We start from the raw sequence: 11727 nt of genomic DNA on the forward strand, positions 1-11727 counted from the left end.
GTCCGGGTCGCACAGCGGCTTGCCTCCGCCGGCGGGGCCGCACGGCGGGAGGTTGGTGTCCGGCGGGGGCGTGGACGGGCGGGTCGGCGACGTGGGCGGGCTCGTCGGCGTGGTCGGCCGGCAGCCCTTCCGCCCCTTGCCCGGGCCCGGGGTCTCGCCAGGCGGGCAGCTCGGAGTCTCGGTCGGCTCCTTGGTCGGCTTCGGCGACGATGTCGGCGTGTCCCACTGCTTGGGCTGGGTGCCCGAGTAGGTCGGCTCCGGGAAGTTCTTCGCCGGCAGGTTCTCCCCGTGGATGACCTTCTCCATGAAGGACTTCCAGATCGCGGCCGGGACCGTGCCACCGTAGATGCTGTTGCCCTGGAAGCCGGGGATGTTCTCGATCGTCTTGTGGTTCTTGTTGAACATCGTCACGGCCGCGGACAGCTGCGGGATGTAGCCGACGAACCAGGCGGCGACGTTCTTCTCGGTGGTACCGGTCTTACCGGCCACATCGCGTCCGTCGTCGAGCCTGGCCCGGGTGGCGGTACCGCTGCGCACCACCGCCTTCATCGCGGTGTCGGCCTGCGCGGCCAGGTCCGGGTCGAGGACGCGCTCGCGCTTCTCCTTGTCCCAGGGGAGCGGGATCGCCGTCCACTTCTTGGACTTGGGGTCGAACCGCTCGACCTTCTTGATCAGGTGCGGGGTCACCTTCAGGCCGCCGTTGGCGAAGGCCGCGTAACCGGCCGCCTGGTTGACGGCGGGGACGTCGGCGATACCCAGGGAGATACCACCGGGGATGCCGCCGCCGCCCTGCTTGATGCCGTCGATGGACTTCTGCGGCACGCCGAACTGCATGGCGGTCTTGGCGACCTCGTTCGTCCCCAGCTTGAGGCCGAGCTTGACGTAGGCGGTGTTGACCGACTTCTCGGTCGCCTTGACCAGGTCGATGACGCCCAGCGGCCCGTCACCCGCGTCATTCTGGACCCGGTAGCCGCCCTTCGTGGCGCACGAGGACGGGGAGACTCCGGCGTTCAGGTCCTCGCCCTGAGAGTCGAAGCACTGCGGCGAATGCCCGTCGATCGTGGACTTGATGCTGTAGCCCTGCTTGAGGGCGGCGGCCAGCACGTAGGGCTTGAAGGACGAACCGGCCTGGGCGCTCGGGTTGAAGACGGTGTCGTAGTCGCCGTTGTGCCGCTTGTCGCCGCCGTAGAAAGCCTTGATCTCACCGTTGCTGGAGTCGACGGCGATCAGGCCGCTGGAGATGTTCTTGGGCCACTTCTTGACGCCCGCCTCGTTCACCGCGTCCTGGGCGTACTTCATCCACTTGGGTTCGAGCGTCGTGGTGATCCGCGCGCCGTTCTGGCGCCAGTTCTCGTCGAGCTTGAGCCCGTTGAGCTCTGACTCGACCCGCTGCTGGATGTAGACGCCCTGGGAGTTGCCCTTGACGTCGCTCCACGCCTTGGTGGTCTTCGGGAACTTGGCGCTCTGCTTCTGCTGCTCGGTGATCACGCCCATCTTGACCATGCCCTCGAGGACGTAGTGCCAGCGCTCGACCAGCAGCCGGTGGTTCACCGAGTTTCCCTGGGTGGCGAAGAAGCTCGGCCGCTGGATCATCGCGGCGAGCATCGCGGCCTGCTCGTACTTCAGGTTCTTGACGTCGGTCCGGAAGTACGCCTGGGAGGCGGCCTGGATCCCGTAGGCGTTGCGCCCGAACGGGACGGTGTTCAGGTACATCTCCAGGATCTGGTTCGGGTCGACCTTGCGCCGGAGCTTGATGGAGATGAAGATCTCCTTCACCTTCCGGCTCATCGTCTTGTCCCGGCTGAGGCCCTGGTAGTAGTTCCGGGCGAGCTGCTGGGTGATGGTGGAGCCGCCCTGGACGTCGCCGCCGGTCGCCGTCTTGTAGATGGCGCGGCCGAGGCCCTTGGGCGAGACGCCCCAGGTCTCGCCGTAGAAGTTGCGGTCCTCGGCGGCGAGCACCGCCTTCTGGACGACCGGCGGCACCTGCTTGATCGGGACGCTCTGCCGCCGGGTGCCGACCCGCGCGATCGGCGTGGAGCCGTCCGCGTACAGGATCGAGGTGCCCTGGTCGTTCACGCCGTCCTGGGCGTCCTTCGGGACGCCGGTGAGCATGTAGCCCACGACGATCAGGGTGGAGACGGCCAGCACGCACAGCGCCGTGGCCCCCGCGACGATCTTCCAGGACGGGACGTAGCGGCGCCAGCCGGTCTTCTTCGGCTTGCCGCCCTTGCCTCCGCCGCCACCACCGCGGCCACGGCGTCCGCCCTCACGCTCTTCCGCACCCCAGAAGTCGTCACCCGGACCGCCGGGGCCGCCAGGACCACCGGGACCGCCGGGTCCACCGGGGCCACCAGGTCCGCCCGGGCCTCCCGGACCGCCGGGCCCACCCGGCCCGCGGCCTCCTCCGCCGCCGCCCGGCCGACCGGGGCCACCGGGACCGCCCGGCCCACCCGGGTGCGAGGCGGACGGCACGGCGGGCCTGGCCGAGGAGCAGGAGCTCGTGCTGTTCCGGGTCGCGCAGGAGGCGCTGCACAACGCGCTGCGACACGCCGGGGCGCGCACCGTCCGCGTGCGGCTCACGACCGGCCCGGACGCCGTCACCCTGGAGATCGCCGACGACGGCAGGGGGTTCACGCCGTCCGACACGCCCGCGAGGTCCGACACGCCCGCGAGCGGCGCGGCGGACGCCACCGGAAACGGCGACACGCCCGGGAACGGAGGCCCGAACGGTCTCGGACTGGTCTCGATGCGGGACCGGGCGCGCTCGATCGGGGGCACACTGTCGATCGACACCGCGCCCGGCAGGGGCACGGTGGTCCGTGTGGAGGTGGCCCTTTGAGCGGCCCTGTGGGCGGCACAGGCGGCGGCGCGGCGCGCGGCGCCGGGATCCGGGTGCTCATCGCCGACGACCATCCGGTCGTCCGGCAGGGGCTGCGCACCTACCTCGGCATCCAGGACGACATCGAGGTGGTGGGCGAGGCCGCGGACGGCGTCGAGGCCGTGTCCCTGGCCGAGCGGCTGGAGCCCGATATCGTGCTCATGGACCTGAAGATGCCGGGCGCGGGCGGCCTGTCCGCGCTCACCGAACTGCGTGCGCGCGGGGTCGCGTCCAGGGTGCTGGTGCTCACCAGCGTCACCGAGCGGGGCCACGTGCTGCCGGCAGTTCAGGCGGGCGCGGCTGGGTATCTGTACAAGGACGTGGACCCGGGGGCGCTCGTCCAGGCGATCCGGGCGGTCCACGACGGACACGTGCTGTTCGCGCCGGACGCGGCCGAGGCGGTGCTCGCGGCCGGCCCGGCCGGCGGCGACGGACGGCATGACGACCGCGGCCTGGCCGCGCTGACCGACAGGGAGCGTGAGGTGCTCGTGCAGATCGCGCGGGGCAGGTCCAACCGGGAGATCGCGCGTGCCCTCGCGGTCTCCGAGAAGACGGTCAAGACGCACGTCAGTAATCTGCTCATGAAACTGGGAGTACAGGACCGGACGCAGGCGGCGCTCCATGCCGTCCGGCACGGGCTCGTCGCGGACTGATAGAACAACTTCCACTGACAGGATCGTCATCGAAATCGGTATGAACGTAGCAATCAGGTACGCAGCAGGCAGCGACATCGGATGCAGCCGGGAGAACAACGAGGACTCCGGGTTCGCCGGGGCGCGTCTCATCGCGGTCGCGGACGGCATGGGCGGTTACGCCGGCGGCGAGGTGGCCTCCTCGACCGTCATCGGATCGCTGCGCTCACTGGACGCCGAGGCGCCCGTCGAGGACCTCGTCCAGGTGCTCGGCCGCGCGGTCGCCGAGGCCAACGAGAAGCTCCGCATCGTCCGCGAGGAACGCCCCGACCTGTCCCGGATGGGGACCACGCTCACCGCCATGCTCTGGGACGGCGCCCGCGTCGCCCTCGCGCACATCGGCGACTCGCGCGGCTACCTGCTCCGCGACAACGAGCTGTTCCAGATCACGCAGGACCACACCATGGACGAGCTGCTCAAGGCCGAGGCCGAGCAGTCCGGCCAGACCCCGGACCCGGCCGAGACCTCACGGCTCTCGCACGTGCTCTACCGCGTGCTGGACGGACGCGAGGACCGCGAGCCCGACCTGCGGATGCGCGAGGCCCGCCTCGGCGACCGCTACCTGCTGTGCTCGGACGGCCTGTCCAACGTGGTGGACCCGCAGACGACCTACGAGGTGCTCGCCGCCGAACCCGACCCGGCGCGCGCCGTCCAGCGGCTGATCGGGCTGGCCCGGGACGGCGGCGGACCCGACAACATCACCGCCGTCGTCGCCGACGTCGTCGAGGCCGACCACCTCGCCGCCGTCCCGCCGGCCGCCCCCCTCACGGTGGGCGCGGCGGCCAACGCCTGAGACCGCGCGCCCGCCGACCCCCCACCACGGGCCGCACGCCTCACCGCGTCGTGCCGTCCTGCTCCCACGGCCGCGCACCGACGCCGCAGCTCCCACCGGCGCCCCACCGCCCCACGCCCGCGCACCCAGGCCGCGCCTCGTGTCGCCGCGCACTTGAGTGACGCGCCGCCCGGGCGTCACCGCACCGCCGCAACGTCCCTCGCGCTGCCGCGCGTCATCGTGTTCCTCTTGTGGCGCATCTGCGTGTTCAGGCGTTTCCAATGCGTTGCTTTTTCGGACTCCTCGCGTCGTATTCAGATCCCCGTCGCGCCCTTCCTCCGGCCGCGTCGCCGGCTTTCCGCTTCCTGAACGCCGCCTTCTGATTCGCCGTACTTCACGGGTTGGCCACCTTGGGCCGGACCGCCCGCCGGACGGCCGTCAACCGGCTGCTACCTGGTGGTTTTCGGGTTCGAGTGACGGATGTGGCAGGTGCGAGCGTTCTGTTACGCTGTCCGACCGGTTCCGGGCTGACCTGCTACGTCCTATCCCGGCAATCGTGCACTCCGTTGGGGCGAAATGTCTTACCCTGCTGCCAGGGTGAGGCCGGTCAAGCGCCAGGTAACGGTCGCATCGCGGATACCTGTCCTGACTTGACCCGACGCGGGGTGGACCCGATATATGGGTCACTCGGACGAAGTGTCATCGAGGCGGAGGAATCGGTGGGGGGAACGACCGGACCGACGGCCGTCGGCGCGCCGCGCGGCGCGCTCGGCGTCCTGGTCGACCGGAGCCTCGTCGCCGCGCGACGCGGCCCCCTGGGCGCAGCCCTGCGGGTCGCGGCCATGGCCACGGCGGCGGTCGCCGCGGCCTGGGTCCACCGCGTCCACGACCCCGGCGTGATCTGTCCCCTCCGGACGGTCACCGGGATCCCCTGCCCCCTGTGCGGGGGCACCACCGTGTTCCTCGAGTTCGGTGCGGGCCGTCCCGGCCGGGCCGTGCTCGCCAACCCGGTGGCGCTCACCGGAGCCGTGGCGGTCGCCCTGGCTCCGCTCGGGCTGGGGGCCCGGTGGTGGGAGCTGGCTCCGAAGACCCGTCGCGGGGTCCTCGTGGCCGCACTCGCGGCCTCGGAGCTCTGGCAGCTCGTCAGGCTCGGCGTCCTGCGGGTCTGAGCAGGCGTCCGTCGCCCGCCAGGTCCGTGGAGCCCTCCCGGGCCGGCGGACGTCACAACACCACAGGGTCAATCAATCAAGGAGCGAGTGTGGGCAACCCCTACGACCCGTACGGCCAGCAGCAGCCGGGGTACGGTCAGCAGCAGCCGGGTTACGGCCAGCAGCCCGGCTACGGGCAGCAGCAGCCGGGATACGGCCAGCAGCCGCAGCAGCCGGGCTACGGGCAGCAGCCCGGGTACGGCCAGCAGCAGCCGGGTTACGGCCAGCAGCAGCCCGGATACGGCCAGCAGCCGGGATACGGCCAGCAGCCGGCGCAGCCGGCCTACGGCCAGCCGCAGTACTACGGCGGCGCGCCCGGCGGCGGCGGCCAGCTCGCCGAGTGGGGTTCCCGCGTCGGCGGCGCCTTCATCGACGGCCTGATCGTCGGTCTCCCGACCGGCGTCCTGTACTTCCTGGGCTCCATCATCGCCAGCAACGGCGGCGGCGCGGCGCTGTTCGGCGGCCTGCTGATGCTGATCGGCGCGGCGGCCGGCTTCGGTCTCGGCCTCTGGATGATGTACCAGGAGGGCACCACCGGGCAGACCATCGGCAAGCGCCAGATGGGCATCAAGCTGGTCAGCGGCGACACCGGCCAGCCGATCGGCTTCGGCATGGCCTTCGTGCGCCGGCTCTGCCACGTCGTCGACAACATCGCCTGCTACGTGGGCTGGCTGTGGCCGCTGTGGGACGAGCGCAAGCAGACCTTCGCCGACAAGATCGTCAACACCCTCGTCGTCCGCGCCTGACCAAGGCCTTCCTCGCTGCGGGGCGTCCTCCAAGGGGGAGACGCCCCGTTCCGCGTTTCCGGGCCCGGCTCACCGCGTCCGGCCCGGCTCGCAGCGTCCGCCGCGCCGTAGGGCGGGGGAGCGGTCAGGAGACCGGGTCGAAGACGCTGTCGCAGGCGGAGACCACGGCCCGCCGGACGGCCCGGTCCAGCAGCCGCAGGGCCTCGTCGCGGCGGCGCATCCGCGCGGCGTCCAGGCCGCGCGCCTCCATCCGGCGTGCCAGCCGGACGACCGTCGCGAGGTGGACGGCGCGGGCCGCGGTGCGTTGCGCCCGGGGCGGGTACCCGGGCGCGAGCGGCGGCTCGTCCGCCCCGGCCGAGCGCAGGTTCATCAGCTCGTCGGCGATCTCCGGCGGGACGGGCGCGACGTCGTTCACCGTGAGCAGCGCCTCGGTGGCCTCCCGCATCGCCATCGTGAGGTCCCGGTCGGCCTCCGGAAGGGACGGCACGTCGGGCCGTCCGGCGGCCGCGGGCGACACCTCCCACCGCACGCCCGCGTACGACGAGCCGCGCAGGTCCACGCGCGGGACCAGCCCCACGGCGCGGTCGGAGAGGACGGCCACGACCGCGGACTCCGCCTCGATCGCCGCCCGGTTGAACACCGCCGGGCCGGTCAGCCCGAGCGGGTCGCCGGGCACCGGCAGCGCCAGCCGCAGCGCCGTCATCCCCTCCACGCGGAGCTCGCCGAGCGCCTGCCGCAGGGTCACGTCCCCGCCCGCTCCGGGCAGCCCGAGCGCCGGATCCGCATGGTGCGCGGGACCCACCGCGCCCCCGGCGGACACCGGGTCCGGGGCGGGCCGCGGGGGGCCGACGAGCTGGGGCCCGGCGGCGCGTTCGACCGCGTCCACCGCCTCGTCCAGGCCCACGTGTCCGGCGAGCCAGGCGTTCCCCCACGCGCAGAGCGCGGTCGCCGCGTCGCCCGTCGAGCCCGTTCGGTCAGCGCCTGCGTCCATGCCGACCACCATAAGCGCTGCGAATCGCATAGGTTCTCTCTTGCGAATCGGATCACCTGAGTAGCCAGATTGGGGACAAAGGCGCGCGATGGCCGGCGAGGTACTGAGACTCCGGGGAGTCGGCGTCAAGCGCGAGGGGGCCTCCCTGCTGCGCGACGTCACATGGACGGTGGACGAGGGCGACCGGTGGGTGGTCGTGGGGCCGAACGGGGCGGGCAAGACGACGCTGCTCCAGATCGCCGCCGCGCTGCTGCACCCCACCGAGGGGGAGGTGGAGATCCTCGAGGAGCGGGTCGGCCGCACCGACGTGTTCGAGCTGCGGCCCCGCATCGGGTTCGCGAGCGTCGCGGTCGCGGAGAAGGTCCCCGCCGGGGAGACCGTCCTCGACGTGGTGCTGACCGGCTCGTACGCGATCATCGGCCGGTGGCGGGAGGAGTACGAGTCCACCGACCTCGCGCGCGCGATCGGGCTGCTGGAGGCGCTCGGCTGCTCCGAGCTGGTCAAGCGGCGGTTCGCCACGCTGTCGGAGGGCGAGCGCAAGCGCGTGCAGATCGCCCGCGCGCTGATGCCCGACCCCGAACTGCTCCTGCTGGACGAGCCCGCCGCCGGTCTCGACCTCGGCGGACGTGAGGACCTGGTGCGCCGGCTCAGCGTCCTCGCGAACGACCCGGCCGCGCCGACGACCGTGATGGTCACCCACCACGTCGAGGAGGTCCCGGAGGGCTTCACGCACGCCCTGCTGCTGCGCAAGGGCGGCGTCGTCGCCGCCGGGAAGGTGGACGAGGTGTTCACGCCCGAGCACCTGACCGCCTGCTTCGGCCTCCCCCTGACCGTGGACCGGCAGAACGGCCGCTGGTACGCGCGAGCGGTGTACTGATCCGGCCCGCCGCGACCGATCACGGCGGTGGGGGCCGGTGCCCGTCCGGCCGCTGACCTGCGTCTCGGCATGTGGACGGACGACCCCGGCGAATCCGGCGAATTTGCCCTTCCCTAGCATCGGGGGACTCGCAGCACGCTCGGATCATGGGACGGGACGACAGTGGACTTGTTCGACGCGGTCGCGGTCTTCGCCGCGGGGATCGCCGCGGGCGGGATCAACACCGTGGTGGGCTCCGGCTCGCTCATCACGTTCCCGACGATGGTGGCCCTCGGCTTTCCGCCCGTGACCGCGAACGTCTCCAACAACATCGGGCTCGTCCCCGGGTCGGTGACCGGCGCCTACGGCTACCGGGACAAGCTCCGGGGGCAGCGCGGGCGGCTGCTGCGGCTCGGCAGCGCGTCGGTGCTGGGCGCGGCGCTCGGCTCGCTGCTGCTGCTGGAGCTGCCCGCCTCGGCGTTCGACGTGATCGTCCCGGTCCTGATCGTCATCGCGCTGGTGCTGGTGATCGTCCAGCCGCGGCTGCAGGGCTTCCTGCGCGCGCGGGAGCGGCGGCACCGGGAGGACGGCGGCGTCGGCCTGTGGTCCGGGGTGTTCGGCGCGGGCGTGTACGGCGGCTACTTCGGGGCGGCGCAGGGCATCGTCCTGATCGGCCTGCTCGGCACCGCGCTGAAGGAGGACCTGCAGCGCGTCAACGCCGCCAAGAACGTGCTGTCGGCGCTGGTCAACGGCACCGCGGCGGTCGTCTTCATCAGCTCCTGGGCGATCGGCCGGACCGGGATCGACTGGATGGCCGTGCTGCTCATCGCGGCCGGTTCGACGCTCGGCGGGCTGCTCGGGGCCAAGGTCGGGCAGCGCATCCCGTCGAACGTGCTGCGCGCGGTGATCGTGGTCGTCGGGCTGGTCGCGCTGTACAGATTCCTGGTCTGACCTGCGATTTCGACGGTTGGCGACCCCTTGATCTGGGTATGAGTCGAATATACGTTCGACGTGGCGAGGGGTGCTCATGAAGGGCGACAGGGTCGAGATCGTCATCGACGCGGGCGGCGAGGGCGTCCGCACCTACGAGGTCGCCGCCACCCGGGCCGGCCGCCGGGTCGAGATCGACACGCGGCGCGGCGTGGTGGAGGTCAGCGAGGTCACCCGCACCGGAACACCCGTCCGCACCGCCCGGTTCATGGCCAGCCGCGTCCTCGCGCTGGTCGAGTACCCGATCTCGGACGAGGCGCCGGACGTGTCGGAGACGTCCGGATCGTCCGACGGGTGAACGCGGACGGCTGAGCGCCGGCCGCTGACCGGTCGTCCCGGCGTCGGGACGGCCGGCGGCGTCGGGACGGCCGGCGGCGTCGGGACGGTCCGGCGGTGTCAGGACGGTCCGGCGGTGTCAGGAGAGCGGGCGGACCTGGACGATGCCCTCCTCGCTGACGCGGGTCTCGAAGGCGGGCTGGCGGCCGGTGGCGGGTCCGTGGACGACGGTGCCGTTCGCGACCCGGAACGTGCTGCCGTGCCAGGGGCAGACGACGCAGGTGTCCCCGGCGTCGTCGACCGTGATCCGGCCCTGGTGGAGCGGCCCGGCGAGGTGGCTGCAGCGGTCGGCGAGGACGTGGACCTCGTCGTCCTCGCGGAGCACGAACAGGCTGATGTAGCCGAGCGTGCGGCGGACCGGCCAGCCGTCCGGCAGGTCGGCGGCGGCGCACAGGTCGTGCCAGCCGAGCGGGACCAGATGGGAGACCTGGTCGGCGTGGTTCGCCCCGGCGGCCTGCCGGAAGGCGAGATGCCCGCCGAGGTAGCTCCCCGCGAAGACCGCGCCGAGGGCCGCCAGGCTGAGGACGCGGCCCGCGCCGTCCCGGCCGCGCAGCCGGGCGATCAGGGACGCGGTGTACAGGGTGCTGGCCGTCGCGGTCGCCATCGCGTGGACGAGCCCCACACGCTGCTGCTCGCGGTGCAGGGCGGACCAGTCGGCGAGGCCGGTCAGCGCGGTCGGCACGGCCCCGGCGAGGCCCACGGCGACCAGCGTGGACGACGCGCGCCGGGTGCCCGGGAGCAGGTCGAGGACGGCCGCGGAGATCCAGGCGCCCATCGGCACGTCGGTGAGCGGCGGATGCGCCGGATGGCCGATCGGGACGCCGTGCAGCGCGTCCTTGGCCTTCCCCGGCGGGAGCACCCGCTGGACGCCCGTGGAGATCACGCGGATGGCGCGGTCCAGGGCCCCGGCCTGCTCCAGGCTCTCGGCCATGTCCACCGGGTGCGGCCGGACCTGCGGCCGGGGACCGCGCCGGAAGATGTCGCTCGCCCGTCGGTTCAAGGTCGTCCCCTCCTCGGGTGCGTGCCTGCGTTCCGGTTCCGGACGGATCCGGCCCGGAGGGCTCCGGTGCTCCGGCGGCCGCGGCAGGCGGCCGCCGGTGACGCCGGGCCACCGCCTCGGCCGCGACCGCCGCCCGGGCGGCCGGGTGGCCGCCGCCTGGACGGAGCCGTACGGGCGGACCCGTACGGGCGGACCCGGACGGCGCCGGTGCCCTCCGCCGGGACGGACCGTCCACGCCGAGGTGAGTCCTACCAGTGGGTAAGGATCCCTAAACCCGGCATCGGACACCCCCTACCCGTCCGAAACCAAAGATCACCACGGCTTCCGGACCGCCCGCCGGGCGGCCGGCGGCCCTTCGACGCCCGGCCGACCCGGCGGCGGGACGGATCGGAGCACACCGGACATCCGGCTCCGACCTGGCCGGACGGGTCGGAAAGATCTTGATGGGGGACCCCAACGCTTTGCCGGGGCCGGACGTTCTAGAGGGGTGAGGGCAGCGGGGTGAGGGTGACGGGGACGCCGTTGAAGGCGGCGTTTCCGGAAAGGGGGTCGATGAGGTGGGCATCGGTGACGGCGTTGACGTTGACACCCGGCCGGGCGGCGGCGACCCGGGCGCGGGAGCCGGGCAGGCCGTGGCCCCAGCCGTGCGGAAGGCTGACGACACCCGGCATCACGGTGTCGGTCGGGGCGGCGACGGCCTCGACCGCGCCGGTCCGGGACGTCACGCGCACCCGGGCGCCCGCGGCGATCCCGAACCGCTCGGCGTCGGCCGGGTTCAGCTGCAGGGTGCAGGTGTTGGAGCCGCCGAGCAGCTCCGGGACGTTGTGCAGCCAGCTGTTGTTCGAGCGCAGCTGCCTGCGCCCGATCAGGACGAGGTCGGGGCGCGGGGCGTCCAGGGCGGCGGCGAGCCGGTCGACGTCGGCGGCGAACGCGGGCGGGCACAGCTCGACGCGGCCGGACGCGGTGCACAGCACCTCGGCGAGGCGCGGCTTCAGCGGGCCGAGGTCCACGCCGTGCGGGTGCTCGTCGCGCAGCCGGGCGAGGGTGAGGCCGTTCGGGTCCGCGCCGAAGCCCTCTCCGTAGGGGCCGAGCCGCAGCATCATGTCCAGGCGCTGCTCGGTGGGCGACGAGCCGTCCGCGAGCACCTTGCGCAGCTCGGCGGGGTCGCGGCCGTGGACGGGCGAGCCGGCCGCCGCCACCGCCCGGCCCAGCGTGGACATGATGACCAGCTCGTCCAGGTCGGCGGGGGATGCGTCGG

General features: G+C 72.9%; 12 protein-coding genes. 8 read left to right on the forward strand and 4 right to left on the reverse strand.

What is annotated here, in order from left to right; all coding sequences use genetic code 11:
• On the reverse strand, positions 1-2148 hold a 2148-nt coding region (locus AB0J52_RS12635; protein WP_500181706.1), incomplete at its 3' end, for a transglycosylase domain-containing protein.
• Between the two features lie 79 nt (positions 2149-2227).
• On the opposite strand from AB0J52_RS12635, the gene AB0J52_RS12640 reads away from it, so the two are divergent.
• From AB0J52_RS12640 to AB0J52_RS12660, 5 genes are all read left to right on the forward strand, one after another.
• Positions 2228-2839: a sensor histidine kinase gene (locus AB0J52_RS12640; RefSeq protein ID WP_500181717.1), complete on the forward strand. Its 612-nt coding sequence runs from the start codon at positions 2228-2230 to the stop codon at positions 2837-2839.
• Complete coding sequence (locus AB0J52_RS12645; protein WP_500181707.1) at positions 2836-3531, forward strand: response regulator; 696 nt, start codon at positions 2836-2838, stop codon at positions 3529-3531. The genes AB0J52_RS12640 and AB0J52_RS12645 overlap by 4 nt, the downstream gene beginning before the upstream one ends.
• 40 nt (positions 3532-3571) lie before the next feature.
• Positions 3572-4363: a PP2C family protein-serine/threonine phosphatase gene (locus AB0J52_RS12650; RefSeq protein WP_500181708.1), complete on the forward strand. Its 792-nt coding sequence runs from the start codon at positions 3572-3574 to the stop codon at positions 4361-4363.
• Positions 4364-5061: 698 nt separating this feature from the next.
• The gene (locus AB0J52_RS12655) at positions 5062-5511 is read left to right on the forward strand and encodes a DUF2752 domain-containing protein (protein WP_500181709.1); all 450 of its coding nucleotides are present in this window, start codon (positions 5062-5064) and stop codon (positions 5509-5511) included.
• A gap of 89 nt (positions 5512-5600) precedes the next feature.
• Positions 5601-6296, forward strand: coding sequence for an RDD family protein (locus AB0J52_RS12660; protein WP_500181710.1), 696 nt, complete (start codon positions 5601-5603; stop codon positions 6294-6296).
• Positions 6297-6420: 124 nt separating this feature from the next.
• On the opposite strand, the gene AB0J52_RS12665 is transcribed toward AB0J52_RS12660, so the two are convergent.
• On the reverse strand, positions 6421-7287 hold the full coding sequence (locus tag AB0J52_RS12665) for an Rv1486c family protein (protein WP_500181711.1): 867 nt from the start codon (positions 7285-7287) through the stop codon (positions 6421-6423).
• Positions 7288-7375: 88 nt separating this feature from the next.
• Here AB0J52_RS12665 and AB0J52_RS12670 point away from each other — a divergent pair, with 88 nt between their 5' ends.
• The 3 genes from AB0J52_RS12670 to AB0J52_RS12680 all read left to right on the forward strand — a co-directional run bounded on the left by AB0J52_RS12670 (position 7376) and on the right by AB0J52_RS12680 (position 9431).
• A complete protein-coding gene (locus tag AB0J52_RS12670) occupies positions 7376-8164 on the forward strand; it encodes an ABC transporter ATP-binding protein (RefSeq protein ID WP_500181712.1) in 789 nt (262 codons plus the stop codon).
• 162 nt (positions 8165-8326) lie between these two features.
• Complete coding sequence (locus AB0J52_RS12675; protein WP_500181713.1) at positions 8327-9094, forward strand: sulfite exporter TauE/SafE family protein; 768 nt, start codon at positions 8327-8329, stop codon at positions 9092-9094.
• 76 nt (positions 9095-9170) lie between these two features.
• On the forward strand, positions 9171-9431 hold the full coding sequence (locus AB0J52_RS12680; RefSeq protein ID WP_500181714.1) for a DUF8836 family protein: 261 nt from the start codon (positions 9171-9173) through the stop codon (positions 9429-9431).
• 117 nt (positions 9432-9548) lie between these two features.
• On the opposite strand, the gene AB0J52_RS12685 is transcribed toward AB0J52_RS12680, so the two are convergent.
• Entirely contained in the window at positions 9549-10469 is a 921-nt protein-coding gene (locus AB0J52_RS12685) for a Rieske (2Fe-2S) protein (protein WP_500181715.1), read from the reverse strand.
• A gap of 479 nt (positions 10470-10948) precedes the next feature.
• On the reverse strand, positions 10949-11727 hold a 779-nt coding region (locus AB0J52_RS12690), incomplete at its 5' end, for a molybdopterin dinucleotide binding domain-containing protein (RefSeq protein WP_500181716.1).

Origin of the sequence: Spirillospora sp. NPDC049652, from assembly GCF_040675125.1 — a bacterium.
Lineage (GTDB): Bacteria > Actinomycetota > Actinomycetes > Streptosporangiales > Streptosporangiaceae > Spirillospora.